The organism is Shimia sp. CNT1-13L.2 (assembly GCF_024331145.1).
Lineage (GTDB): Bacteria > Pseudomonadota > Alphaproteobacteria > Rhodobacterales > Rhodobacteraceae > Shimia.
Window position 1 is genome coordinate 124,309 of record NZ_JANDJO010000007.1, and the last position, 24,214, is coordinate 148,522.

The window sequence follows — 24,214 nt, forward strand, 5'->3', positions numbered from 1 at the left end:
TTCTAACCCGCCATCTTGAAGTTTTCATCCGACCGCAAAAGCGCGCCAATGCGGCGCCCTGTATCGATCATCCGGTTCGAGAAACCCCATTCATTGTCATACCAGCTCACGACGCGAACCATGCCATCCAGCGTGACCGAGGTTTGCGCCGCTGCAAAACACGAAGAATGCGGATCGTGGTTGAAATCAACCGAGACCAATGGGTCGTCTTCGTATGCCAGAATGCCTTGCAACGCACCCTGCGAGGCCTTGGCAACGGCCTCATTGACCTGATCGCGGGTAACTTTGGTTTCCGGCAGAAAGGACAGGTCCACCATGGACACATTTGGCGTAGGGACGCGCACTGCAGACCCTTCGAGCTTGCCCGCGAGTTGGGGCAGGACCAGCGAGATCGCCCGCGCTGCCCCTGTCGAGGTCGGCACCATCGAGATTGACGCAGCGCGCGCTCGGTACAGATCCTTGTGGCTCGTGTCGTGGCTCGGCTGATCGCCGGTAAAGGCATGGATCGTGGTCATATACCCGGTCTTGATACCGAAAGCCCGGTCCAGAACCATAGCCAACGGGGCAAGGCAATTTGTCGTGCAGGATGCGTTTGAGACAATGACGTCATCAGATGTCAGGTCTGCATGATTGACGCCGTAAACCACCGTGCGATCAGCATCTTGGCCGGGCGCCGAAATTAGAACCCGCTTGGACCCGTTCTGCAAGTGGCGCGCGGCCTGATCGCGGTCTGTAAACAACCCCGTGCATTCATAGGCCACGTCCACGTCGGTCCAGGGCAAGTCTTCAGGATTGCGGACCGACGTCAGGCGGATGCTTTGGTTGCCGACGATCATCTGATCCCCATCAACCAAAACACGGGTCCCCAGCCGCCCATGCACGCTGTCGAATTTAAGGAGGTGCGCAATGGTTTCGGCAGGAGCCAAGTCGTTGATCGCGACAACCTTGATATCCCCGGCATCCTGTTCGATCAGAGCGCGCAGCACGCCGCGGCCTATTCGACCGAACCCATTGATGGCAATTCGTACTGTCATGTCATTGGTCTCCTTTCGGTGTCTCTACACAAAGTGGACGAAAAATGATAGCGCTAACATTTCTGGGCTGGCGAGCGCTGAAATCGGGAGTTTCATGTGTCACCCAGGTGTTGTTTGCAGGGTGACCCTGTGGCCAGTACGGGCGGACTGTGCCGCGGCATCCAGAACGCGCATCACCTTCAAGGCCTGAAGGCCGGTCACATCCGGTCGGGTAGCCTTGTCTATCGCGTCGGCGATCCCTGCATAGAAGGCTTCGTACTGCCCCAAGGAAAGCGGGATATCGCGCCGCGAACCATTCGCCTCAAGAAGATATGAGTATCCCCCCGGTGTCTCTCCCCACCCGGGACTGCCCGGGCGGCTTCCGTTCTTCAAGGCCTCTTCTTGCCCATCAAATCCGAACTGGAAGAAACTCGCATCCTGACCATAAAGTGCAATACGAGGCGCGTGATCCGGCATGAGAGAACTGGCATGGGCCACGATCCGAGACGTGCCGAACTCGAGAACTATGTGGAAGAAATCCTCCACAATCGCCCCCGGTCGTTGTCGCGCGACGTTCGCGGTCAAAGCATCGGGCATGCCGAACATATGGAAAATCTGGTCGAGGAGATGCGGCCCAAGATCATAAAGGATGCCCGCACCCGGCGTGTCCCACTCGCGCCAACGATCCTTGATTTCAGGGCTATAGCGGTCAAAATGGAACTCGCCGTAACTCACCGGCCCGAGAACACCTTTTTCCATTGTTTTTCGGGCGGTTAAGAAACCTCCATCCCAACGGCGGTTTTGAAAGACGCTCAGCAGTTTTTCATGTTGATTTGCAAGCTGCACGACCTCTGCCGCTTCATTTGCATCCAATGCAAAGGGCTTGTCGACGACCACGTGTTTGCCATTCAGCAGGGCCTGTTTCGCGAGCGCGGCGTGGCTGTCATTCGGGGTGGCAACCACAATCAGATCAATATCCGGGTTCTCCAGAACCTCGTCAATCGGGGCTCCCCCCACGCCCTTTGGCAGCTTTTTGTCAGCGAACTGACGGCTTCCGATCTGGCAAAGTGTCATCCTTGGTTCAGACATGATCAGGGGGGCGTGGAAGATCCGCCCCGCATTGCCATACCCCAAAAGACCAACTCTTATTTCAGACATGTTTGACACTCTCAACGCGTTGAAATGTAGTTTCTGGCCCCAAGAAGGCCGAAGTCTTTGTTCAGGTAGAGACTGACCGGCATGGCCGCGCGCCATGGGCTATGGCGACCACCTGCGTTAAACGCATCCAGAAACTCCTGATCGAAGATCCAGGGGTTCGAGAGGGCAACACCGCCAGTAAGGAACACGCCCCCTCTGGCATTGAAAACCAGAGACAGATCACCTGCCAACTGGCCAAGAAAGCGTTTGAACAGGCGCGTCGCAATAAGCGCGTTTTCATCTTCGAACCCTTTGGCGGATGCGAATACGGCTTCGGCAGCCTTGGGCGCGCAATCCTCCCCCCTCGCGCGGGCAATGGCCTGATACAGAACAGGAATGCCTGTTCCCGACAGGATCGCTTCAGCCTCCATGGCAAGGCCATCGCCAATCTGTACTTCGGGCCAGAGCGCGATCAGTTCTTCAAAATAGGCAATCTCCTCGACAGATTGCGGCGCTATGCTGACATGGCCGCCTTCCCCCGGAATAACGTGTGGCTGACCATGCGCCCAAACCATGGCCCCAACCCCCAACCCTGTACCCGGGCCGATGATCAACCTTGACGCCTGAGGCTCCGAGGCCCCCCCCTGCAAACGGTTAACGTCTGTCTCGCTGACAGTTGCAAGAGACCAGGCCGCGGCTTCGAAATCGTTCAGGATCTTGACGTTTTGCGTGCTGCATATGCCGGCAAGTTCCGCCTCCGAAAAACTTTGTCCCGAGTTCGTCAGGCGCACATTGCCATTCGAAACGACACCGGCCGCAGCGACCACTGCGCCTTCCGGCCGGGTGGCGTGCCCCTCGATAAACGCGTCACATACCTCGAGGAAGTCCAAGTCGCCTTTCGAGTGGAACGACTGTTGATCAACAATCGTTCCCGCGGTCGAAATTGCCGCAAGGCGCATGTTGGTTCCGCCGACATCAGCTACGAGATTCCACATGGGTGTCCCCTGGTTCCTTGCGTGCTTTGCACGAGCACTCAGTCCAGCCGCATTTCCGTCTCGGGATCGAACAAGGTGGCCCGCGACATATCTATCGAGAACTCCATTGTACCCTCAATGATCTGGGCATAACCCGAGCTGACCCGCGCCATGACTTCCTTGCCATTCCACGTCAGTACACAAAGCGTGTCAGCACCGGTGGCTTCGGTCACATCGATCTCGGACATGAAACTCTGCGTTCCCTGACTGCCGTTACCGGCCTGAGTGATCGCTTCGGGGCGCAGCCCGATGACAATCTCTCTGCCAACATGCGGTGCAAGATCGGTTGGGTGGTCCGTCAGATCCAACAGCACGGGCTGGTCGCTGCCATCGGCACGCACCGAGATTTCCGCGCCATAGCCCTTTTCGGTACGCGCAACGGTGGCCCGAATAAAATTCATCGGCGGCGACCCGACAAGCCCGGCTACAAACATGTTCTTTGGCCGGTCATAGATTTCAGCCGGGCTCGCCAGCTGTTGCACTTCGCCATCCTTCAGGATCGCGATCCGATCCGCCAGCGTCAGCGCTTCGATCTGGTCATGTGTCACATAGACCATGGTCGCATTCAGGCGCTTGTGAAGCCGCTTGATCTCGGTCCGCATTTCCAGCCGCAGTTTGGCATCCAGGTTAGACAGCGGTTCGTCGAAAAGGAACACCTCGGGGCGGCGCACCAGGGCGCGCCCCATTGCGACGCGCTGGCGTTGACCGCCGGACAACTGGCTGGGTTTGCGGTCCAGCAGGTGATCCATCTGAAGCGTCTTTGCGACTTCCAGAACCGCCGCATCGCGCTCGGCCTTGGGCACACCCCGCATTTCAAGACCGAATGCGATGTTCTTGCCAACCGTCATGTTCGGATAGAGCGCATAAGACTGGAACACCATCGCGATATCGCGGTCCTTGGGGTGAACGTCATTGATGACCCGGTCACCAATCAGAATCTCGCCTTCGGTGACGGTTTCCAGACCGGCGATCATGTTCAGCAAGGTGGACTTGCCGCATCCCGACGCGCCCAGCAAAACAAGGAACTCTCCATCTTGAAGATCGATATCGACACCTTTGAGGACTTCGACAGTGCCGTACCGCTTGATTGCATTTTTGATTGTCAGAGAAGCCATGAGATTATCCTTTGACCGAGCCAGCGGTGAGCCCGCGCACAAAGTAGCGGCCCGCGACGATATAGACGAATAGGGTTGGAGCGGCGGTGATAAGGGCGGCAGCCATATCGACATTGTATTGCTTCACGCCCGTGGTGGTGTTCACCAGGTTGTTCATCGCCACGGTGATCGGTTGAGCGCCGCCTGTCGTAAAGCTTGCGCCAAACAGGAAGTCGTTCCAGATCTGGGTGAACTGCCAGATGACCGAAACCACGATGATTGGCGGTGACAGCGGCAGAATGATGCGGCGGAAGATCGTGAAAAAGCCTGCACCATCAATCGTCGCGGCCCGCACCAACTCGTCAGGGATCGTGACATAGTAGTTCCGGAAGAACAGCGTCGTGAAGGCAAGGCCATAGACGGTGTGCACAAGGATCAGGCCGTAGACCGTGTTGGTGATCCCAATCTTGCCCAGCGTTTGCGCCATCGGCAGGATCACCACCTGAAACGGCACAAAACAGCCAAACAGGATCAATGCAAAGACCACGTTGGCGCCCCGGAACCGCCACTTGGTCAAGGCGTATCCTGTCAGTGCGCCCAACAACGTCGAAAGAAGGACTGAAGGAATGGCCATGATGACCGAGTTCCAGAAGTAGGGTTCAAGACCGGTGCACTTGACGCCGATACAGGCTTCGCTCCAGGCGTGGCGCCATGCCGTAAAGTTTAACTCGTGCGGCAGCGCCAGAAGAGAGCCGCCACGAATTTCGCCCAGGTCCTTGAGAGACGTCCCAACGACAACATATGCCGGCAAGAGGAACCAGATCGCAAAGGCGATGAGAATGGCCCAAAGGAGGATTCTAAGCCCGACGTTTGACCGATTTTGCGCGGGAACGAATGTCGAGTGATCAGCCATGCTTTTTCCCCCGCAGTTCAGAGTAAAGATAAGGCACCATGATCGCGGCAACTGTGGCCAGCATGATCATCGCCGAGGCGGCACCAACCGCGATTTCATTCCGGCGGAAGGTCATTTCGTACATGAAGTTGGCGGGTAACGTCGAGGCATAGCCCGGGCCACCACCAGTCAATGCGACAACAAGGTCGAAGCTCTTGATGGCGAGGTGTGCGAGGATCACAACCGCGCTCATGAACACGGGACGCATCGAGGGCAGAATGATGCGGATGTAGATTTTCCAGGGTGAGGCCCCATCCAGACTGGCTGCTTTGATAATGTCCTGATCGACGCTGCGCAGGGCAGACAGGAACAGGGCCATGACAAAACCGGAGGCCTGCCAGACCGCGGCCATCACCAGCGCATAGACCGCCATGGTTTCGCTGTTGGTCCAGCCAAAGCTAAAGCTCTCCCAGCCCCAACCGCGCACAACGGTTTCCAGACCGAGCGAGGGGTTCATGATCCACTTCCAGGCCGTACCGGTGATGATGAAGGAAATCGCCATCGGATAGAGATAGATGGTGCGGATCGCACCCTCTGCCCGGATCTTCTGGTCAAGCAAGATCGCCAGAAGGCATCCGATCACGATCGCGATCACAATGAACAGAAAGCCGAAGATAAAGAGGTTCTCAAGGGCAACGCTCCAACGATCCATTTGAAACAGGCGCTCGTAGGGGCGGAAACCAATCAGGTTGTAGTTTGGCAGCATCTTGGACTTGGTAAGCGAGATGTACCCGGTCCAGATGATGAAGCCATAGACGAAAAACAGGATCAGCGCGAAGCTTGGCGCCACGACGATCTGTGGAAGAACGCGGGCAACCCTGTCGAGGATTTTAAGTTGTGGGCGGGACACGAGTCAGTCTCCTCCGGACGTGCGCCTCATCAGGCGCGATACCGTGGCCCGCAGAAAACAAGAGCGGGCCACAGATCTCAACCGGTGTTATTGGGCCAGTTTGATGGCCGAAACCAGTTTTTCGACGGCTTCCTGCGAGGACATATCAGAGTTGAAATGCGCCGTTGCGATGTCGATGAAGGCCCCGCGAACGGCACCAGCTTGCGCGATTTCATGCGCCATCGACCCAAGAAGCGTGCCACCGTCTGCCGCGGCGACCATGTCGTCCATGGACTTGATCGCACATTCGTCGAACTCGCCACGCGGAACATCGGTACGGGCGGGCACCGATCCCTTGAACAGGTTGAAGGTCTCCTGGAACTCGGTTCCAAGGATAAGTTCAGCCAAAAGGTTTTGACCCTCAACCAGATCGTCGCCCTTTACGTTGAACATTGCAAAGCTGTCCGAATTCAGCAGATAGCCGTTGTCCGATGGCGTCGACGCACAGGTGTAATCTTTGCCAGGCACCTTGCCGGCGGCCGCAAATTCGCCCTTGGCCCAGTCGCCCATGATCTGCATTGCGGCTTCGCCACGCATGACCATCGCGGTCGCCAGGTTCCAGTCGCGGCCAGGGAAGTCGGGGTCAACATAGCCGCGCATCTTGCGCATCTGGTCGAAGACCTTGACCATCGTGTCCGAGCCCAGCGCGTCCATGTCCAACTCGACCAGCGCCTTGCGGTAGAACTCCACGCCGCCAATGCCCAACACGACCGTTTCAAACACGGTGGCATCCTGCCAAGGCTGTCCGCCATGTGCCAGCGGGATGATCCCGGCAGCCAGAAGTTTCTCGGCGGTTTCGTTGAACTCGTCCCAGGTTGTCGGCACCGTCGCGCCCACCTTGGCAAGCACTTCGGGGTTGGCCCAGATCCAGTCAACGCGGTGCACGTTCACGGGAACCGCAACATAGTTACCTTCGTATTTGACGATGGCCTGAATGGTTTCGGGCAGAACGCTGTCCCAGTTTTGCGCCGCTGCGACGTCCGACAGATCCGCCAACGCGCCGGCCTCGGCCCATTCCTGAATATTCGGCCCCTTGATCTGAACCGCCGCGGGTGGGTCACCAGCCAGAACCCGTGCACGCAGGACGGCTGCCTGTGCGTCTCCACCGCCACCAGCGACAGGGGCGTCAATCCAGGTGCCACCCCGCGCAGAAAAAGCTTCTTGCAAAGCCTTCACCGCCTTGGCCTCCCCGCCGGATGTCCAGTAGTGCAGAACCTCTGCCTTGGGTTCGGCCATCAGCGGCGCCGCGGAGATTGCCGACGAAAGTGCAACGGCGCTAACGAGCGCCTTGGCAAACGATTTCATTGTGTTCCTCCCAGAATCAAAGTGTTGGCAAAACCAACTCCTGAAAAGGGTAAGGCCAAACCGCTATTCGCCAAGCCGGTGTTTTGTTACGTTTTGTAACAGCCATGTTTCCAGCCATTGGCAAAGGGAAAAGCGTGCTATGCTGTTCTGGGGAAACAGAAATGTTTGCGGCGTGTAAGGGGAGGCGGAAACTGACACGGGTACACATCATAGAAGACGACACAGAAATTTCATCGCTGTTGTCGACCTACCTCGAGAGCAATGGGTTTGAATGTCAGGTGTCGCCATCCGCGGAATCCGGGCAAGAACACCCCCCCAACAGCTTTGACATCTTCGTCGTGGACATCATGCTTTCGGGGGCAGATGGGCTGACGTTCTGTCAGTGGGTGCGAGACAGATCTGACGTTCCGATTGTCATACTCTCGGCGGAGAAAGGGGATGCCAACCGTATCAACGGCATCGAGTTGGGGGCAGATGACTATCTGGAAAAACCATTCAATCCGCGCGAACTTCTGGCGCGCATGAAAGCCCTGCTACGCCGCAGCCAGGGCGGCAATCGGGTCCGTGCCATGGGACGGGTCGGGTTTTCGGGCTGGGTTCTGGATCGGTCCAACCAAAAGCTTCATGGCCCCGGATCCATTCACGTCCCTCTCAGCGCGACAGAATACAAACTGATCTCGACCCTGGTTGCTGCCCTGCCCGCCCCCGTGAGCCGCGAGGACATCGGCCGCGAGATTCTAGACGTGGAAATCGGGCCGGAGGACCGACGAATAGATATTTTGGTCAGCCGCTTGCGCAAGAAGATGTCGTCAATTCAGCCCGAGGCCGATTTCGTTCGCACGGTACGAAATCAAGGCTATCAATTTTGTGCAGACCTGAAAGACTTGGACTAAGTGATGCGTGATCAACTCATTGCTGCGCTCAGGTTTCTCCCCCGCTCCCTCCGTCAGCGCCTGCCTTTACTGGTCATCGCGGCCTTCGTGCTGGGCGCCTTCGTGTCCGGCTGGTTGCTGCAAAACCTGTACGAGCGCAGCCTGGCACTGACGCAGGCTGAATCCTCCGGAGATGTGCTCCAGTCCTTGCTGCAAAAGCAAAGCTGGAAGGACCTTCCCGAAGGAGGCCGAACCTCCGCCGCTCCGTTTCAGCTGCTTCGAACGAAAGGCCTGCCTGCGCCGCTGCCCGTCCATTCGGTGCCGCTGATCCTGGAAATCGAAGGCAAGCGCACACGGGCTGCCGTGTCTTTCGCCTCCCCTCCCAAGTTACTAGGCGCATTGGGTACGGGTGGGGTCACCTTGTCCACCAACGAACGATTGGCAGAGCTTTCCCGCGGCATTGCCAGACAAGACCAAAGCGCCCAGCTTCACGTCTTCTTCCCTGACGACGTCGTTCTCACGATCTCCGCGCCGGATATGTGGCATGCACGAAAGAGCCAGACTTGGGTGGCAATTATCGGGCTTGTTGCCGCGGTCGTGAGCCTATCTCTGCTGCTGCCGCCAGCAATCAACTTATCGGCCCCATTCGCGCGCCTTGCAAGGAAGGGACCGATAAAGGGAGTCCCGGACCCACTGGCCTCAAGCGAGGCCTACCTGATCGAGGATAAAATCAACCGTCTGGCCGAGCGATTTCAGGTGGAGCAAGAGCGGAAGGAACGCAATCTGGCAGCCATTTCTCACGATCTCAATACGCCTGTCACCCGCCTGAGGCTGCGCACTGAGCTTCTGAAAGAAGATGCCGTCCGGGAACGCTTCGAGGCGGATCTCGACGAACTTTCCAACATGATCGATGGCGCACTGGACCTGCTCAGCCTCAGATCCCGAACCGAAGAGAGCTTTCAGTTCTCACTGGCGTCTTTGCTGGAAAGCTTGTGCAGCGACTACAGCGACACTGGAAAGAACGTCGAATTCACGCCACCCGAACAAGTTGAGATGCAGTCCGCAACTTCGATTTTCACATCTCCCGGCGATGTCACGGTTCGCACAGAAAACACCTGTATGATGTTTGGCCAGCCTGACAAGCTGCGACGCGCCTTTTCGAACCTTATCGACAACGCCTTGAAGTATGGCGGTCGGGCGGTGGTCGAGGTCAAGCCGTTTTCAAACGAAATGATTTCCGTCGGCATCCGGGACTTTGGTCCCGGAATCGAACCCGACCAGATTGCACGGGTGCAACAGCCATTTGTGCGTGGCCACAACAGCCAATCCCAGCGCGGTGTAGGACTTGGCCTTTCCATTGCCGCTGAACTCATCGAACTGCACGGCGGCAAGCTGGATTTCGTTAATATGGACCCGGGTCTGCTTGTCACGGCAATCGTTCTTCGAGGAGCGCAGACCGACTGACGCGAAATCGTCACTGGTTGGAGAGAAAGACTGCCCTGAGTTGGCACGGAACCCGCACTATTGTGAGCCTGTACAAAATCGGACGATCCGCGCCCATTCCTCAAACTGAAGTGGAAGCAAGCGAGGCATCACTGGACCTCTCACGACATTTTAGCCCTCCTGCCTCACTGATACAGAGCGCGATCAGACCGGTCTGGTTTTCAAAATAGTCAACGGAATGACTCGCGCGCAGGCATTAAGCCCATGCGTTTTGCAGGCACCGCGACTTCTCAACAAATTCTATTGGCCATAGTCATGGAAAATCGACTTTGAAGCCTCAGCCAAGGAACTGATTACAAATCTTCCTAGCGGATCATGTGCAGTTTTCTGGGTCCACACCATTTCACTGTCCCACTTCGGCAGTGTCAGTGGCAGGTCAAAGACGTCGCAGCCCGCGCGCTCTGCAATCGGGAGCAGCGATGCCGGGACAGTTGCCATGCCGTCGGATTGGGCCACGATATCAGGCAACAGGGCAAACTGTGCACAGGTCATGACCACCCGTCTCTTCTTACCCTGTTGTTTCAAGGCCCGATCCACCACGCCAATCTTGTCGTTGTTCAAGGTCATCAGGAAATGGCGGGCCTTGAGGAATGCTTCGAGCGTCATCCCGTCGCGCGTCAAAGGATGGTTCTTGCGGGCGATACAGACAAAACTGTCCGGCATGATAACCTTGCGGTGAAAGCGCGCGGGCAAATTCCCAAAGGTTCCGATGGCGACCGTCACCTCGTCGTTGTCCAGCTTGGCAACCAGATCCTTCTTTTGCATTGGCACGAAATGCACTGTCAGGTTTGGCGCATGCTGTTCAAAATACCGTAAAATTGCAGGCGAGAGCCGCAGAATTGCAAGGTCGGAGGCCGAAATCAAAACCTGCCCGTCAGCTGTCATCGGATCAAAATCGGACTGCCGCAACATCTGGGCGATGATCGCCAGACTTTCCTTGACCTTAGGGGCCAGCTCTTCTGCGCGGGCCGTAGGCGTCATACCCTCTGCCCCCCTTTGAAACAACGGATCTTCGAACTGGGCCCGCAGCCGGTTCAGCGCATTGCTCATCGACGGCTGGGCCAGACCGATGGCCGCGCCGGCACGCCCGACATGGCGTTCGCGGTAAAGCGCGTCAAAAGCTTTCAACAAGTTCAGGTCAAGTGAATTTAAATTCATGTGATGAATTTAATACATTCCATAAATCCATTTCAACTATTTATCCACCTTTCCTATCTTGAGGCTCAACAGCCAATTGAACGCCCCTGATTGGGAAGAAAGGACTCGCATCATGAACACCGCATTCGAAAGCGTACTGCGCGGAAAACACATCGTCATCGTCGGCGGCGGGAGCGGCATGGGCAAAGCCACCGCAGAACTGGCGGCCAGCCTGGGTGCGAAGGTAACCATCGCCAGCCGCAACGCGGAAAAGCTGACCACCGTCGCCGCGACAATTGAGGGCGACGTGTCCGTCGCTGCCGTCGACACCACCGACGAGGCGCGCGTCAAGGCATGGGCCGCGGAGCTGGGCCCTGTGGACCACTTGGTGATCTCGGCCTCGAGCGCGGCACATGGCGCTTTTGGTGACCTGCCGACAGATGATCTGCGCGCCATGCTCGAAGCCAAGTTCATCGGGCCCTATGTCACCGCCCGCGAAGTCCTGCCCTACCTGAACGAAGGCGGCTCGATCACATTGTTCTCGGGCGTTCTGAGCCGCCGCCCCTCAGCGGGCGCCACTGGCTTGGGCGCGGTCAACGCCGCCGTCGAAGCGCTGGCCAAAGGGCTCGCGCAAGAACTGGGTGGCAAGGCGCGGGTCAACTGCATCAGCCCCGGGATGGTTGCAACCGAAGCCTACTCCGGCATGCCAGAAGAGGCGCGCGAAGGAATGTACGCTCAGGTCGGAGGCAGCCTGCCGGTAGGACGTGTGGGCCAAGCCGACGAAATCGCAATGGCTGTGGTAATGATATTGGCCAACAGCTTTATGACCGGCACCGTGCTGGACATCGACGGCGGGCACCTCGTCAAAGCCTGAATCCGGGCGGGGCCGGAAAAGGCCCCTCCCCCCACTTTCATCAGAGTGAAAAATGAGCGCGCCTGCCTATTTTGAAGCCATCGAGCTTGCCAAACCTGTCACGCCCTGTCGTTCAACCGCGACATCGGCGACGGCTGCCGCCCCGCCCCAAGTCGGCATCCTCTGACGGAACCGACGTCGGCGGGACAACTAATCCTACTGAAACGAAGCAGCCCGACCCGGATTTTGGCAAAAACCCAAAGAGGATCACACGAAGGCATTGCCCGCGACAACCGGCGTCGCTCTAGTCATCCGCCGCAAGCTCTTCGACCATCATGTCACGCATGACGAATTTCTGCGGTTTGCCGGTGATGGTCATCGGAAGAGCCTCGACCACCCTGAAATGGCGCGGAATCTTGAAATGCGCGATCTGACCCTGGCAGAAGGCGCGCAACTCGTCCGGCGACAGTGTTTCACCCGGTTTGGGCACCGCCCAGGCGCATACCTCCTCACCGAATTTCTCGTCCGGAATGCCAAAAACCTGCACCTCACTGACCTTGGGATGGCGGAACAGGTAATCCTCGATTTCGCGCGGATAGATGTTTTCACCGCCCCGGATGATCATGTCTTTCACCCGGCCGGTAATCTCGCAATACCCGTCCTCGTCAATCACCCCCAGGTCGCCGGTCAACATCCACCCATCCACAATGCTTTCGGCGGTTTTCTCTGGATCGTTCCAGTACCCTTTCATCACGAGATAGCCGCGCGTGCACAATTCCCCCTGTTCGCCGGGCTTCAGTGTTTCCCCGTCGGGGCCCATCACCTTGACTTCAGCGTGCGGGTGAACACGTCCGACGGTGGTGACGCGTTTCTCCAGGGGATCGTCTGTAAAGCTTTGCCAGGAAATCGGCGAAGTTTCAGTCATGCCATAACCGATCGTAACCTCGGTCATGTTCAGCTGCTCCATCACCGCGCGCATCACCTCGATCGGACAGGGGGCACCTGCCATCACACCGGTACGCAGGCGCGCCAAATCGCGAGGCTTCGCACTGAGCGCCTCGAGCATAGCGACAAACATGGTTGGTACGCCATAGAGTGCCGTGCACCGTTCCGCGGCACAGGCGTCAAGCGCGGTTTCCGGATCAAAGGCCTCGCCCGGCATCACCATCGCGGCCCCCTTGGTAACACAGCCGAGCGTGCCCAAAACCATGCCGAAACAATGGTACAGCGGCACCGGGATGCACAACCGGTCCGCCTCTGTAAACTGCATGCGATCAACCGTGAAAAAAGCATTGTTTACAATGTTGTAATGGCTCAACGTCGCCCCCTTGGGCGCCCCCGTTGTGCCGGATGTGAACTGCACGTTGATCGCATCATCAGGGTTCAGGCTGGCGGTGATGCCATCCAATCTGAGCTGCTGAGCCGGACCACCCAGATCCTGCAGCTCCGCAAAACTCCATGCGCCAGGGCCGGGAGCGTCCGACATCACCACAACATGGCGCAGATGCGGCAACTTCACCGACTGCAACCGACCTTTTTCACAAGTCTCCAGTTCGGGTGCGAGCGTGCGCACCATCTGCGCGTATTCCGAGGACTTGAAGCGTTCCGCCAGCACCAGCGCCTTGCAGCCCACTTTGTTCAACGCATACTCCAACTCCGCCAGGCGATAGGCCGGGTTGATCGTGACCAGCACCACTCCGATCCGCGCCGTGGCAAACTGCGTCAGAAGCCATTCGAGCCGATTGGGCGACCAGATGCCCAACCGGTCCCCCTTGTCCAACCCCAATGCCAACAACCCCGAGGCCAGCTTGTCGACTTCCCGGTCAAGATCATAGTAACTCAAACGGACGCCGGTTTCGGTGAAGACTGCCGCATCACGCGGCCCGAACTTGGACACGGTTTCGCGCAACATCTGCGGGATGGTGACGTATCGCAGCGCGGGCGTTTCCGGCCCGCGCACATAGGCGCGCCCGTCTTGCGGTGCCAGCAAAGCGCGGCTTTCCCCGGTCTGCCCCTGCCCGACCCCCCGAATGCGTCCTGCAAGGCTTTCATTCAATATCGTCATCGCCGCCTCCCTTAAAATGTCCGCCAGTCGCCACTTTGCTCAAACGCATGCGCGGCTTGGTAAATCTTCATCTCGCCGTAGTGCGGGCCGACCAGCATCATGCCGATAGGCAACCCTTCCAAAAGCCCGCAGGGCACGTTCATCGCCGGCAAACCGCCGTTGAAAGGCGCGGTATTGGCGACCATTTCAAAGGCGCGTTGTACATAAAGGCTGATCGAACAATCGGCTGGCGGGATTTCCTGCGGTTTGATCGGCAGGGTCGGCATCAGCAACAGGTCGTATTGCGTCAGCGCCGCCAGGTAGCGTTCGTTCACCATCCGCATGATGTTCTGGCCCTTGCCATAGAACCGTCCGCGATATTGCGTCTGGAAATGCTCGCCAACAAACATGCATGCCTTGAGACTGTGGCTCAGTTCATCCGCACGGGATCGCCACTGAGCCATGTGATCGGTCATGGAGGGCAGGAACAACCCGCGATAATTGCTGCCCGCGGAATTGCCCCACATCATGCCATCCTGCAGCCCCTCCAGCGTGATCGCAGTCCAGGCATCGACGGCCGTGTGGTGTTCGGGGATCGAGACCTCTTCGACGCGCGCCCCCATTTCGCGGAACCGCTCGGCGGCCTGCATCACCAGCCCGTCCACATCAGCTTCGCTCGTGGGGTGGGCAAAGCCTTCTTTCAGGATGCCGATCCGCAACCCTTGCGCACCGCGCCCCAGAGCCTCGGTATAGCGATAGACTTTGGGTTTGTACTGGCGCGGGTCCAGCCCGTCTTCGCCTGCCAACACCTCGAGTAGTAGCGCGTTGTCGGCCACCGTGTTTGTCACCGGCCCCAAATGATCGATGGTCTGTTCGATTGGCATCGCGCCGGTATAGGGCACCAGACCATGTGTCGGCTTCATGCCATAGACGCCGCAGTTCGAAGACGGGATGCGGATCGATCCCCCCTGATCCCCGGCGATGGCCATGTCGACCTCGCCCGCGGCAACCAGCGCCGCAGACCCGCCCGAGGATCCGCCCGCCATGTACCCCCGCTTCCACGGATTGTGGATTGGCCCCTTGGCGTTGGTATGCGAACCGCCCGAAAGACAGAAGTTCTCACAATGGGCCTTGCCCGCGATGACCGCACCGGCGTCCAACATGCGAGTGACGATGGTGGCGTCGATCTCGGGGGTATAACCCTCCATGATGGACGAGCCGTTCATCATCGGCACACCCGCCAGGCAGATCGTGTCTTTCAGCGCAATACGCTTGCCACGCAACGGCCCGTCCGGCGCGCCCTTGATGTCCGTCTTGACGTACCAGGCATTAAGCGGGTTTTCCGATACTGGCGGGAAATGCCCCGGACTACGCGGATAGCGCACCTCGGGCAGGTGATCGGGCATCGCATCCAGCCGGTCATAGGCCTGCATATAGGGCTCGATGATTTGCGAATACTCTGCCAGCTCTTCGTCCGACAGGCTCATGCCGAAGCGCGCCGCCATCCGGCGCATCTGTTCCAATGTGGGGCGTTTGATGGTCATCGCGGTCACCGTGTTGATCTGTGTTTGGGGCGCAGGCGCGTGGCCTGCGGATGTTTTTGCAAGGGTGTTTTCGGTCGGGAAACTTGCCGGGGTCGGCACTGCCTGCACCGCAGGCGCCTTGGCAGGTGCGACAGGCGATCCGGTGCTGCTGCGCGTGGCACGCGCGGCGCCAAAGCCAAGGAAATGATCGACCTTGGCCTGATCGGCCAGATCCGCACGGCTGAGCTCGCCGGTGATCCGGCCGCGCTCAAGAACGAGAACCCGGTCGCTGAGGTCCGAGATAAAATCAAAGTTCTGCTCGACCAGCAGGATCGACAGCCCGCGTTTCTCCCTCAAAGCCAAAAGCGTTTCGGCCATTTCCTCAATGATCGAAGGTTGGATGCCCTCGGTCGGTTCATCCAGCAACAGGAAGTCCGGATCCCCCATCAGGCACCGCGCCAGCGCCAGAAGTTGCTGTTCCCCGCCCGACAGGGCCCCGCCCTCGCGATCCAGAAGGCGTTTGAGGCGAGGGAAATCCGACAACACGCTTTCCACGACTTCTGCCTCGGAGGCACCGGAGTAATCGTGCCAGGCGAACCTCAGATTGTCCCGCACCGAGAGTTGCGGGAAAATCCCCCGCCCCTGCGGCACATACCCAAGCCCCATCCCGGCGCGTTCAAAAGGCGGCGCCCGGGTGATCTCGCTCTGGTGATACCGCACCTGCCCCGAAGTGGCTGGCAGAAAGCCCATAAGCGTTTTCAACAGCGTGGTCTTGCCCATGCCATTGTGCCCCAGGATGCCGACCACCTCGTTTTCGGCCACTTCGAATTCAATCCCATGCAGGATCGGTACGCGGCCATAGCCGCCCGACAGGCTCTTGATTTCCAAGAGCGTATTTACTTCGTCGCTCATTCTCAGGCCTTCTTTCCAAGATAGACATTCCGCACGGTCTGATCCGCCATGACGCGGTCGACGTGGTCTTCCATGAGCACCGCGCCCTGGTGAAACACGGTGACGGTTTCCGCGATCGAGCGGATGAACTGCATGTCGTGTTCGACCACCACCACCGCTGCGGTGCGGGTAAGTTCGTGAATGATTTCTGTCATGCGGGCGACGTCCTCGGCGCTCATCCCCGCCGCAGGTTCGTCCAGAAGCACCAGCCAGGGGTCGCCGACCGCCACAAGGCCCAGTTCGACCAATTGCCTTTCCCCATGGGCCAATTGCCCGAGATCGGTTTTCGCAATCGCGCCCAGCGCCAGCCGGTCGATCATCGCGTCGCCACGCTCCCGTGCCTCTACTGCGCTGTGGAAGCGCCGCGCCGCCATCCAGATGTTTTCGCGCACGCTCAGCCCGTCCATCACGTTCGGTGTCTGGGTCTTGATCCCCACGCCAAGCGAAGCAATCTGGTGGGGGCGCCAGCCGGTGACCTCCTGCCCACGCATGAAGATCTGCCCTTCACTTGGCGTCAAAAGCCCGGCGACACATTTGAAGAACGTCGATTTTCCCGCCCCGTTTGGCCCGATCAGACAGCGCAACTCGCGCGCCTGTAGTTTCAGATTGACGTTGTCATTGGCCACCACGCCGCCGAACCGCATGGTCAATCCGCTGCTCTCAAGTACGATCTCAACCATGTCGTGCCCTCCGTTTGCGGCGCGTGTCGTGCATCTTGCCGAAACCGCGCCGACCAAAGCTGATCTTCCACAGGCCGCTGAAGGCCGGCACGACGCCCTTGGGCAGGAACAGAACAAAAAGAACAAGGATCAGCCCGGTGATCAGCGTGTTATCGATGGTCGACTGCTGACCCAGCAGGAACTTCATATAGGCAAGACCGGCGGCTCCCAGGATCGGCCCCAGACGCGTGCCCAGCCCCCCGACGATGCACCAGATGATGATCTCGGCAGATTGCGGCATGTTGAACAAGGTCGGGGTAACGATCTCCCCCCAATTTGCGAAAAGCGCGCCAGCCAGTCCGGCAATGGCCGCGCCGATACCAAACAGCACGGTCTTACGCGCCGCCACGTCATAGCCCATCAGCGCAATCCGCACTTCGTTTTCGCGGATACCAACGGCAATACGCCCAAAGGAAGACCGCAAGAGAAACGTCACCAGAAGGAAGACAATTACCAGCGCCACCGCGCAGAAGTAGTAGTAGGCGTCGCCCCAGATATAGGCGTCCGGATTGCCCGGCACGTTCAAGGTCTGGAAACCGGGAATGCCGTTGTAACCGCCCAGTCGAGCCTTGCCGATCACGTACTGCGGCCCGGCGGTGGAATTGATGAACTTGAACAGGATCAGCGTTACAACCAGCGTGATGACGCCGAGATAGACATCGGTCAAACGGCCGTAGAACATCATTGCCCCTAACAACAGGGCAAAGGTGGCGGGGACAAGCACCGCCAGGACCATCGGCAAAGTGCTTTCGCCAAAATTGATCGCGGCAATCGCGTAGGTATAAGCACCAAGGCCAAAGAACGCGCCCTGACCGAAACACAGGATACCGCCAAACCCCCAGATCAGGCCGAGGCTGAGACCCAGCATCCCGTAGATGATAAGTACCGTGAGTGTGTAGGTGCCGATCACGTAAGGCGCGAGCCAGATCAGGATGGCGGACACGACAAGCGTGGTCAGGATATCTTTGCTAACAGGGGTCTGCATCACAGCTTCCCCTTGAAAAAGCGGCTCGTAATGCCCTGCGGCATCAGGCGCAGCAGGATAACGGCCGTAACCAACAGAGCGACGTCGCCCATGATCGGCGAAACCGCAAAGGCAAAGACCTGGTTGACCACACCGAACGACGTGGCCGAACTGACCAGCCCCGCGATCAGGGAAGGTCCGCCTGCCACCACGGTAATGAACGACTTGGCGATATAGTTGATGCCGGATGTGGGCACGAGCCCGACCAGAGGCGCAACGATGGCTCCTGCCAGTCCAGACAAAGCCGAGCCGCAGAAAAATGTCGCCATGTAGATACGGTCAGGGCTGTAGCCCAGCGCCGCCGCCATGTCGGAGCGCTGCATCGCCCCACGTGCAATCAGCCCGGCGCGGGTCCCGCGCAGCACCGCAAACAGCAATACCAACAGCGCAACCGCCACCACGATGATGAAAAAGTTATAGCCGTTGATCTGGTAGTCCCCCACGGCAAATCCGGGGATCGGCGTCGAAATACCCGTGGTGGTATTGCCAAAAATCATCGTCGCCATGCCGACGAAAAACAGGCTCAGACCCCAGGTCGCCAGCATGGTGTCCACCAGTCGGCCATAGAGATGCCGGATCACCAGCCGCTCCACCACCAGCCCGATCAGCCCCACCACAAGGGGCGCAATCACCAGCATCGCAACAAAGACATTCACACCAAGGTTGACGGCGGTGATGGTGGCATAGCCGCCCATCATCATGAACTCGCCATGTGCCAGGTTGATGACCTTCATCATCCCGAACACCACGGCCAGACCGGCGCTTATCACGACCAGCGTCGCCACCGCGTAGAGCACTTCGACAAGAAAGACGAAACTCAGATCCATCTTTGGCCTCTTGTAAATTAGGAGATTCGGCGCGGCGGGGGAGTGACCGCCGCGCCATTGGCAACCGCGACGCGCGTCAGAGCTCGTATTGCGTGTTGTCGTTCGGATTGGACGCAAGGTCGCACACCGCCTGGGTGTCGATCGGCTGGCGCTGCGGCAGGGTTTCGATCACCTTCATCTCCTGGTTCTCGAACTCCATCAGATGCACGTCCAGCACCGCGTGGTGAGTTTTCGGATCGACCGTGATCTTGCCGCCGGGTCCATCAATGGAAATACCACTTTCCAGTGCCGCAATGATCGCATCGCGGTCCATGGAACCGGCCATTTCCACCGCCTTGGCCCAGGTTTTCACGCCCTGATAGGTCGACACCGCGGTTTCATGAATGTTGTCCGAACTGCCATAAGCCGCCGCCCAAGCGGTTTTGAACGCCTTGTTTTCGGGCGTGTCCAGTTGCTGAGAGTAGTTGTAGGCAACCATGATCCCGTCGCCTTCTTCCGGCGTCAGCACCTTTTGTTCGTTACCAACACCCAGCGTGGTCGACGCAAGCGCAATCTTGTCTTTCATGCCTGAAGCAGCCCACTGGCGGAAGAACGACAGATGCGCACCGCCCACCAGGGGCGCAATCACCAAATCGGGGCCAACCCCTTGGATCTTGGCGATTGTCGAACCGAAATCGCTCACATCCAGAGGGAAGAAATCATTGCCGACCACTTCCCCGCCGTTTTCCGCGACGAACTTCTGGATCCAGCGCGAGGTGATCTGACCATAGTTGTAGTCAGCGGCCAGGATATAAACCTTGGGACCGGACTTCTTCATCGCATAGGGCACCAGAGCCTCAACCTGCTGGGCCGGGGTCACGCCATTGATAAAGATGTTGCGATCACAGACGCCGCCTTCGTAAAGCACGTTGTAAAAATACAGCGTCTTGGTCTTGCGCATGGTCTGTCGGATCGCCTCGCGGCTGGCCGACAGGATGCCACCATGCACCACGTCCACCTTGTCCTGGCGGGTCAACTGTTGGCCGTACTGCGAATAAAGCGCCATGTCCGACTGGGTGTCATAGGCGGTCACTTCGACCTGTTTACCCAGCAATCCACCGGCAGCGTTGATCTCCTGAACCGCAAGGCGCATCGCCTGGTCCATCGGCTTGCCATAGGCGTCAAACGGCCCTGATGTGTCCAGAATGGACCCCAGCTTGATCACGTCGCCGGCCATCGCCACGCGGGGCAGCAGGCTGGCTGCGGTCAGGGCGGCGGCACCGCCAAGCAATTCTCTCCTGTTCAGAGACATGTCATGTCCTCCGTTGGTTAGGTTCTGTTGGAAGGTTCTCGGGCCTAGTGGCGGCCCGCGATTGGGGTGGTGACGTGGCCCGTCACTCTTTGGGTTTTGTATCTTTCGGCTTGATCCGGTTGGCGTAATCTGCCGTTCGCCCGGCGATGTTCGGGTCGAAATCCAGCCCGATTTCCTCGCCCATCTGCTTCATCGCCGGCAGGCGCACGGCCATGGAGAGGATCTGGTCCATGGCCGTGCCAAAGGCGCCGTCGGTCCCCTCGCCGGCGGCCTGCATGCTGCCTGCGCCAACGCCGCCAATGTGGTTGATCTTGATTGAATCGATCTTTTCCACCGGTTTCATCATCTGGGTCATGATCTCGGGCATGCGGTCCAGCTTGTGCTGTTCAAGACGCATGGCGATCACCGCGCTGCTCAGGGTGTTTTCGGCAGCATTCAAGGCGACACGCCCTGCGGCCTCGGCCTCCATCGCCGCTTTCTCGGCTTCGGCTGCTGCGGCGCGGGCGCTGGCCTCGGCCTGGGCCCGGGTCAGCAATGTGTCGACATCGCTATTGATCTGCGCGGTTTCACGCTCCAGAGCCCGGGCCTGCTTCAACGCGGCAATTTCGGCGTCGCGTTCGGCCACGGCACGATCCTTTTGCGCCTGCACCTGTTCGGCAGCCAGTATCACCTGGGCGCGGGCCTGTTCTTCGGCCGCCTTGGCAGCGCTTTCCTCGGCGCGCTTCTCGGCCAGCGCGATATCGTGATCGATGCGCGATTGTTCCAATGCCAACAGCGCTTCCATCTCGGCGAGCCGCAGGGCCTCGTCGTTGGCCACCTGTGCAGCCTTGACCTGGCGTTCTTGCTCGATACGGGTACTCTCGGCAGCGCGTTTGGCTTCGGCGCGGGCCTGTTCGGCGCGCGCGTCCGCCTCGGCCTCAAGCTTGGAAAGGTGCTCGGACTGGGCAATCTCGGCCTCGCGTTCGGCGCGTTGCAGGTCCAACTGGCGCTGGTGCTGGGTCAAACGGTGTTCGCGCACCGCCACTTCGGCCCCGGTTTCCACCGCCACACGCGCCTTGCGCTCTTCGGCGATCAGTTCCGCCAGACGGCGCATACCACGTGCATTGAAAGCGTTGCTTTCATCCATCTGCGCAAGGTTCGATTGGTCGACCGCCACCAGCGAGGCGGATACCAGTGACAAACCAAGCCGATTGCCGCGCGCCTGAACCGAGGCCGCCACATCGCGGGCAAACTCGGTGCGGTTCAGGTGGATTTCCTCCAGGCTGCGTTCAGCCGCAGCCGCCTGGATCGCATCCGCCAACGGTCCCGCCAGAACATCTGCAATCGCCTCGCCACTGCGCGCGATCCGCGTTCCCATGGTTTGCGCCGCCATCGCGATGCTTTCGGCGTCCGGCGCGACGCACAGTTCGAATTCCATTTCGACATCCGCCCGCAGCTGATCGCGGGTCAGAACCGCCTCGCCCCCTTTGCGCGCCGCGGAAACCGCCGCCACCTGCATTGAGACATTCTGCACTCGGTGCAGGATCGGCAGGGCAACACAGCCGCCATCCAAAACAACCCGGCGTCCGCCAAGCCCGGTGCGCACAAGCGCGGTTTCCAGAGTGGCCTTGGCATAGAAACGCTGCAAGAACCACAGGCCGACAATGATCCCGATGACGGCGACGACAAAAGCAAGTGCCCAGAACAAGGTAATTCCCCCGATTATCTGCATTCTTCCCGCACCAAAAGGGCACGGGTCTTGGTTGCCGTAAACGGTGAGGGAATTTATTTTCCATTTCAAGTTTTTTATTTGAATTGGAAATTATTTCTCACAAGTCACTGTTTTTAAATTCTTTAATTATGTGAAATTGCAAACCATCCGCGCGCGCCAGGTAGATCGGCTTGCGATCAAGGGCGCTCTGAACGCCGCTTTGGCGGCCGCTGTGGTACTGGACAGGCAGGCTGTCCTGACCGCCCTGCATGTGCCAGCTTTGGTGGTGCCCCCCCATCAGCCCGGCAAGGAATTGCAAGCCTTCATAAGTCGACTGGCCAAGCGCGTTCAGCACCGGTGCCGTGTCGCCGTGCATCGAATAATACCGTTCCTTGAAGGCCGCGTTCGCCTCGGTCGGCAAGACACCAAAATAAGACGACGCGGTGAACAACCGCTCCAGGTTGGCGGCACCCGACGCCAACAGCCCGTTTTCCTCCATCGCGCAGGACAGGCGGATCATGCGGCGATGCAGGTCGGCACGGCCAAAGGCGCGGTTGAAGGCCACCGCATCCTGTCCCACCAGCGACAAAAGCACCGCATCGGCACCCGACGTCGCCAGTTCGTCGATCAACCGCCCCATGCAATTCAACCCGAACGGCACATAGCGCTCCATCACCACGGGCACACCCAATTCTCGCAACCGCCCCTTGGCATAGGAATGCGAACTGCGCGGCCAGACATAGTCATTGCCGATCAGCGCCCAGCTGGCGGGTCGATAGCGCTCCTGCAAAAGCTTGATCGCCGGCCCCAACTGTTCGTCCGGGGTTTCGCCAATCGCAAAAAGCCCCGCCGTGGTCTCTCCCCCTTCGTAAAGCGGCGTATAGACATAGGGGATGCGCTGGCGCACGACTTTGCTGAGCCGCTGGCGGATGGCGCTGATGTGCATGCCGACGATCGCGTCGATGGCGCGGGCCTCGATCAATCCGTTGACCACCTCTTCGACCGGTTCCGGTGCCTCGACCGCCGCGTCGATCATGATCAGCTGAACCTTGCGCCCGGCGATACCGCCACGTTCGTTCAGCTCGGCAATCGCCACCTGTGCGCTTGAAATACAGGATGGCGCCCAGATACCGGCCGAACCGCACATGGGGATCAGCAGCGCCACGCGAAACGTTTCGCTGCCGCTCAGCCGACGACCTGCCCGCAAATCGGCAAGTTCCATCGGAAATGGGAGGTCCGGATGCAGTGGCCTCATGACATAGTGTGATCCCCGATGCCCTGGGTTGGGCGATACCACATTTCAATTGAAATTAGTTTCCAAGTCAAATAAATTCATCATGCGAGACCAACGAGACAGGATCAGGGGACAGGGATGAGCGCCGAAACAACGCCTTTTGACAGCTACATCACCTACGCCCTCGCGGCCGCACATCGCAAGGTGACGCAGTCCTTGGGCGACTGCCTGAAAACCCATGGTGTCCAGATCGAGGCTTGGCGCGTGATGGAACTTCTGGATGGCGGTGCCCGCCCCACCATGGGCGAACTGGCCCGGCTGGCGCTGATCAACCCGCCGACGCTCAGCAAGTTGGTCGACCGAATGGTGTCAGATGGCCTGGTGCACCGGCAGGTGGCACAGCAGGACCACCGCCAGATCAACCTGTTGCTGACCGACCTGGGGCGCAAACGCATGATGGATGTCCGCCACGACATTCAGGAACACGACCGTGCGCTGGCGAAGACCCTCGAAGGCGAAAACGGGACAATCCTGCGAAACTTGTTATCCAAGTTGGCCCACTAAAACACGGCAAGGCCGCCCCTTAGGGCCGATCCCGCCAGTGACGAACCGCTTCGTGGCTCACGTCGATGCCACGCTCGTGAAGCAAATCTTATACGATGCGAAGTGAAAGGGGAAACCGGACGTACACCATCCCCGCCAGGCAGATGATTTCCGGGCTGGTTTTGAAATACCGAAAAGGGGAAAGTTTTAACGTGGCACGACGTTAAGTCAGTACCTTACCCACCTCAAGCCTGTTTCTTTTGACAATGCCCAAGTCAATGTTGGAGTTTCACCTTTACGAAAATGTGGGGCTCGAAACAAAAAATCGGCAATTGTGATAACTTTTCAAATTATTAACTGAAGAACTGGCGGAGGAGGTGGGATTCGAACCCACGGTGGGCGTTAACCCACGTCGGTTTTCAAGACCGGTGCATTCAACCACTCTGCCACTCCTCCGACACGCCTTGCCTAATTCGAGAGAAATGATTCTGAAAGGCCAATCTGTCGGGGAAATTTCGCCGATGCCCGAACGCAGCCTTTTCTTGATGCGGCCATGTCGCTAGACTGCGCGCAAGCCCG

20 protein-coding genes, 1 tRNA gene and 1 pseudogene are annotated in these 24,214 nt (G+C 58.8%); 4 read left to right on the top strand and 18 right to left on the bottom strand.

Annotated elements, in window-relative coordinates; genetic code table 11:
• Positions 1-2: 2 nt before the first annotated feature.
• The 7 genes from gap to NNA36_RS15255 all read right to left on the bottom strand — a co-directional run bounded on the left by gap (position 3) and on the right by NNA36_RS15255 (position 7,424).
• Complete coding sequence (gene gap, locus NNA36_RS15225) at positions 3-1,034, bottom strand: type I glyceraldehyde-3-phosphate dehydrogenase (RefSeq protein WP_255108563.1); 1,032 nt, start codon at positions 1,032-1,034, stop codon at positions 3-5.
• 99 nt (positions 1,035-1,133) lie between these two features.
• Positions 1,134-2,171 (bottom strand): oxidoreductase, encoded by a 1,038-nt coding sequence (locus NNA36_RS15230; RefSeq protein WP_255108565.1) that lies wholly within the window; start codon positions 2,169-2,171, stop codon positions 1,134-1,136.
• Between the two features lie 11 nt (positions 2,172-2,182).
• Positions 2,183-3,145 carry an ROK family protein gene (locus tag NNA36_RS15235; protein ID WP_255108567.1) on the bottom strand — a complete coding sequence of 321 codons (963 nt, stop codon included), beginning with the start codon at positions 3,143-3,145 and terminating at the stop codon, positions 2,183-2,185.
• A 38-nt stretch (positions 3,146-3,183) separates the two neighbouring features.
• Positions 3,184-4,299: an ABC transporter ATP-binding protein gene (locus tag NNA36_RS15240; protein ID WP_255108569.1), complete on the bottom strand. Its 1,116-nt coding sequence runs from the start codon at positions 4,297-4,299 to the stop codon at positions 3,184-3,186.
• A gap of 4 nt (positions 4,300-4,303) precedes the next feature.
• Positions 4,304-5,191, bottom strand: coding sequence for a carbohydrate ABC transporter permease (locus NNA36_RS15245; protein ID WP_255108571.1), 888 nt, complete (start codon positions 5,189-5,191; stop codon positions 4,304-4,306).
• Entirely contained in the window at positions 5,184-6,080 is an 897-nt protein-coding gene (locus NNA36_RS15250; RefSeq protein ID WP_255108573.1) for a carbohydrate ABC transporter permease, read from the bottom strand. Before NNA36_RS15250 ends, NNA36_RS15245 begins: the two co-directional genes overlap by 8 nt.
• Positions 6,081-6,167: 87 nt before the next feature.
• Positions 6,168-7,424: an ABC transporter substrate-binding protein gene (locus tag NNA36_RS15255; RefSeq protein ID WP_255108575.1), complete on the bottom strand. Its 1,257-nt coding sequence runs from the start codon at positions 7,422-7,424 to the stop codon at positions 6,168-6,170.
• A 161-nt stretch (positions 7,425-7,585) separates the two neighbouring features.
• On the opposite strand from NNA36_RS15255, the gene NNA36_RS15260 reads away from it, so the two are divergent.
• Both NNA36_RS15260 and NNA36_RS15265 read left to right on the top strand, forming a co-directional pair.
• A complete protein-coding gene (locus NNA36_RS15260; RefSeq protein WP_255108646.1) occupies positions 7,586-8,317 on the top strand; it encodes a response regulator transcription factor in 732 nt (243 codons plus the stop codon).
• Between the two features lie 3 nt (positions 8,318-8,320).
• A complete protein-coding gene (locus tag NNA36_RS15265; RefSeq protein WP_255108577.1) occupies positions 8,321-9,760 on the top strand; it encodes a HAMP domain-containing sensor histidine kinase in 1,440 nt (479 codons plus the stop codon).
• 279 nt (positions 9,761-10,039) lie between these two features.
• Here the strand turns inward: NNA36_RS15265 and NNA36_RS15270 are convergent, their stop codons facing one another.
• Complete coding sequence (locus NNA36_RS15270; RefSeq protein ID WP_255108579.1) at positions 10,040-10,957, bottom strand: LysR family transcriptional regulator; 918 nt, start codon at positions 10,955-10,957, stop codon at positions 10,040-10,042.
• A gap of 112 nt (positions 10,958-11,069) precedes the next feature.
• Here NNA36_RS15270 and NNA36_RS15275 point away from each other — a divergent pair, with 112 nt between their 5' ends.
• On the top strand, positions 11,070-11,810 hold the full coding sequence (locus NNA36_RS15275; RefSeq protein ID WP_255108581.1) for an SDR family oxidoreductase: 741 nt from the start codon (positions 11,070-11,072) through the stop codon (positions 11,808-11,810).
• 283 nt (positions 11,811-12,093) lie between these two features.
• Here NNA36_RS15275 and NNA36_RS15280 read toward each other — a convergent pair whose 3' ends face one another.
• The 8 genes from NNA36_RS15280 to NNA36_RS15315 all read right to left on the bottom strand — a co-directional run bounded on the left by NNA36_RS15280 (position 12,094) and on the right by NNA36_RS15315 (position 23,080).
• Positions 12,094-13,854, bottom strand: a complete 1,761-nt coding sequence (locus NNA36_RS15280) for an AMP-binding protein (RefSeq protein ID WP_255108583.1) — start codon at positions 13,852-13,854, stop codon at positions 12,094-12,096.
• Positions 13,855-13,865: 11 nt separating this feature from the next.
• A complete protein-coding gene (locus NNA36_RS15285; RefSeq protein ID WP_255108585.1) occupies positions 13,866-16,268 on the bottom strand; it encodes an amidase in 2,403 nt (800 codons plus the stop codon).
• A 2-nt stretch (positions 16,269-16,270) separates the two neighbouring features.
• Entirely contained in the window at positions 16,271-16,987 is a 717-nt protein-coding gene (locus NNA36_RS15290) for an ABC transporter ATP-binding protein (RefSeq protein WP_255108587.1), read from the bottom strand.
• Positions 16,980-18,011 (bottom strand): branched-chain amino acid ABC transporter permease, encoded by a 1,032-nt coding sequence (locus NNA36_RS15295; protein ID WP_255108589.1) that lies wholly within the window; start codon positions 18,009-18,011, stop codon positions 16,980-16,982. Before NNA36_RS15295 ends, NNA36_RS15290 begins: the two co-directional genes overlap by 8 nt.
• Complete coding sequence (locus NNA36_RS15300; RefSeq protein ID WP_255108591.1) at positions 18,011-18,877, bottom strand: branched-chain amino acid ABC transporter permease; 867 nt, start codon at positions 18,875-18,877, stop codon at positions 18,011-18,013. Before NNA36_RS15300 ends, NNA36_RS15295 begins: the two co-directional genes overlap by 1 nt.
• A gap of 76 nt (positions 18,878-18,953) precedes the next feature.
• On the bottom strand, positions 18,954-20,168 hold the full coding sequence (locus tag NNA36_RS15305; RefSeq protein WP_255108593.1) for an ABC transporter substrate-binding protein: 1,215 nt from the start codon (positions 20,166-20,168) through the stop codon (positions 18,954-18,956).
• A gap of 82 nt (positions 20,169-20,250) precedes the next feature.
• Positions 20,251-21,855 (bottom strand): flotillin domain-containing protein, encoded by a 1,605-nt coding sequence (locus NNA36_RS15310; protein ID WP_255108595.1) that lies wholly within the window; start codon positions 21,853-21,855, stop codon positions 20,251-20,253.
• Positions 21,856-21,976: 121 nt separating this feature from the next.
• Complete coding sequence (locus NNA36_RS15315) at positions 21,977-23,080, bottom strand: substrate-binding domain-containing protein (protein ID WP_255108596.1); 1,104 nt, start codon at positions 23,078-23,080, stop codon at positions 21,977-21,979.
• 150 nt (positions 23,081-23,230) lie between these two features.
• On the opposite strand from NNA36_RS15315, the gene NNA36_RS15320 reads away from it, so the two are divergent.
• Positions 23,231-23,656 carry a MarR family winged helix-turn-helix transcriptional regulator gene (locus NNA36_RS15320; protein WP_255108597.1) on the top strand — a complete coding sequence of 142 codons (426 nt, stop codon included), beginning with the start codon at positions 23,231-23,233 and terminating at the stop codon, positions 23,654-23,656.
• Positions 23,657-23,681: 25 nt separating this feature from the next.
• Here the strand turns inward: NNA36_RS15320 and NNA36_RS15325 are convergent.
• Positions 23,682-23,804 (bottom strand): annotated as a pseudogene (locus tag NNA36_RS15325) (IS6 family transposase); the annotation flags it as partial.
• A gap of 197 nt (positions 23,805-24,001) precedes the next feature.
• Positions 24,002-24,091 (bottom strand) — tRNA-Ser (locus NNA36_RS15330).
• Positions 24,092-24,214 lie beyond the last annotated feature (123 nt).

Bases quoted from the DNA above. Each gene is read 5' to 3' on its own strand.
- NNA36_RS15305 (WP_255108593.1), bottom strand. From the start codon at position 20,168: ATGTCTCTGAACAGGAGAGAATTGCTTGGCGGTGCCGCCGCCCTGACC.
- NNA36_RS15315 (WP_255108596.1), bottom strand. From the start codon at position 23,080: ATGGAACTTGCCGATTTGCGGGCAGGTCGTCGGCTGAGCGGCAGCGAA.
- NNA36_RS15260 (WP_255108646.1), top strand. From the start codon at position 7,586: ATGTTTGCGGCGTGTAAGGGGAGGCGGAAACTGACACGGGTACACATC.
- NNA36_RS15280 (WP_255108583.1), bottom strand. From the start codon at position 13,854: ATGACGATATTGAATGAAAGCCTTGCAGGACGCATTCGGGGGGTCGGG.
- gap (WP_255108563.1), bottom strand. From the start codon at position 1,034: ATGACAGTACGAATTGCCATCAATGGGTTCGGTCGAATAGGCCGCGGC.
- NNA36_RS15285 (WP_255108585.1), bottom strand. From the start codon at position 16,268: ATGAGCGACGAAGTAAATACGCTCTTGGAAATCAAGAGCCTGTCGGGC.
- NNA36_RS15240 (WP_255108569.1), bottom strand. From the start codon at position 4,299: ATGGCTTCTCTGACAATCAAAAATGCAATCAAGCGGTACGGCACTGTC.
- NNA36_RS15320 (WP_255108597.1), top strand. From the start codon at position 23,231: ATGAGCGCCGAAACAACGCCTTTTGACAGCTACATCACCTACGCCCTC.
- NNA36_RS15235 (WP_255108567.1), bottom strand. From the start codon at position 3,145: ATGTGGAATCTCGTAGCTGATGTCGGCGGAACCAACATGCGCCTTGCG.
- NNA36_RS15300 (WP_255108591.1), bottom strand. From the start codon at position 18,877: ATGGATCTGAGTTTCGTCTTTCTTGTCGAAGTGCTCTACGCGGTGGCG.
- NNA36_RS15270 (WP_255108579.1), bottom strand. From the start codon at position 10,957: ATGAATTTAAATTCACTTGACCTGAACTTGTTGAAAGCTTTTGACGCG.
- NNA36_RS15245 (WP_255108571.1), bottom strand. From the start codon at position 5,191: ATGGCTGATCACTCGACATTCGTTCCCGCGCAAAATCGGTCAAACGTC.
- NNA36_RS15255 (WP_255108575.1), bottom strand. From the start codon at position 7,424: ATGAAATCGTTTGCCAAGGCGCTCGTTAGCGCCGTTGCACTTTCGTCG.
- NNA36_RS15230 (WP_255108565.1), bottom strand. From the start codon at position 2,171: ATGTCTGAAATAAGAGTTGGTCTTTTGGGGTATGGCAATGCGGGGCGG.
- NNA36_RS15290 (WP_255108587.1), bottom strand. From the start codon at position 16,987: ATGGTTGAGATCGTACTTGAGAGCAGCGGATTGACCATGCGGTTCGGC.
- NNA36_RS15295 (WP_255108589.1), bottom strand. From the start codon at position 18,011: ATGCAGACCCCTGTTAGCAAAGATATCCTGACCACGCTTGTCGTGTCC.
- NNA36_RS15275 (WP_255108581.1), top strand. From the start codon at position 11,070: ATGAACACCGCATTCGAAAGCGTACTGCGCGGAAAACACATCGTCATC.
- NNA36_RS15265 (WP_255108577.1), top strand. From the start codon at position 8,321: ATGCGTGATCAACTCATTGCTGCGCTCAGGTTTCTCCCCCGCTCCCTC.